Genomic DNA, 1,012 nt, shown 5'->3' on the forward strand with positions numbered 1-1,012 from the left:
TAAAAAATATTCGCACTGAAATTGAGCTATTTTCATAAATTAAAAAATGAAATTAAGAAAAGATAAATTATCGTAAATTATATGCTTTACTTTATTATTAAAATTATAATAATGATAAAAAATGTTGGGCTTTTTTAATCATCAAAAAGAGGAGTGTTAAGGTGAAAAAACGATTTATTACAATAGGAATGATTAGTCTTTTGGCAATGATAGATTTAACTCTAAGGTCTAACTTTAGTTGGGGTTCTGACGCTCAAACTTCAACTATCCAAATCTCCTCCTCAACAGAATATCTGAAAATTATTCAGTTGTTAACAGAAAAAATTAAAGTAACTGAAGAGCAGATCAATAACGCGAAAAAAGTCTATCAATCTATAACAGGAAGTAGAATAACAGAACTAAGAATAAAAGAGGAGGGGAATTTTTTCTTACACGATATGCCTATCTACGCAAAACTAAACCAAAACTACCATAACCTATTTGTGACTGAGTATCCCAATCTCAAAGACATTTCATTTTCTATTTATGCCGAAGAGAAAAGGGCAAACTTTTGGAGCCTTCCGCCAAAGATGATGCGACAAATAATTGATAAGCGTCTTAAATATAGTGGAATTGTCGAAAAAGCTGTAAGCTTGCAAACTTTCAAAGACGTAGAGAAGCGCTTTACGCAAATCATCGATTTCTTAGATGAGATAAATAGAACAACGAATCTAGCGGAAGTTTTCGAGCTACAAACACGCATCAGGAACATGTCATCCATGCTCCAAAATGAATATGCAAAATTACAAATGGTCAGAAATTTACGCGATAATGAAGAGCTCCTTATCGAAATACAAAAACGTAAATTGTATGGAAAAATAGTGAACTGTGAGCACAGAAGTATGCCCAGTGTAAGAATTTAGCGAATAAAGCTCTTTACAACATTTGCTTTTTTCATGAACACAAAAGCTAATTTACAGGGTTCAGTACTATCCCAATAATTCAAAGAGACACAGAGATTTTATCAAAGCCA

The 1,012-nt window shown here is 32.1% G+C and carries 1 protein-coding gene; it reads left to right on the forward strand.

What is annotated here, in order from left to right; translation table 11 throughout:
• Window positions 1-161 precede the first annotated feature (161 nt).
• Window positions 162-902 carry a type IV secretion system protein gene (locus ACFINZ_RS09950; protein WP_375635165.1) on the forward strand — a complete coding sequence of 247 codons (741 nt, stop codon included), beginning with the start codon at window positions 162-164 and terminating at the stop codon, window positions 900-902.
• Window positions 903-1,012 lie beyond the last annotated feature (110 nt).

This window comes from Bartonella sp. AA81SXKL (assembly GCF_042196945.1).
Lineage (GTDB): Bacteria > Pseudomonadota > Alphaproteobacteria > Rhizobiales > Rhizobiaceae > Bartonella.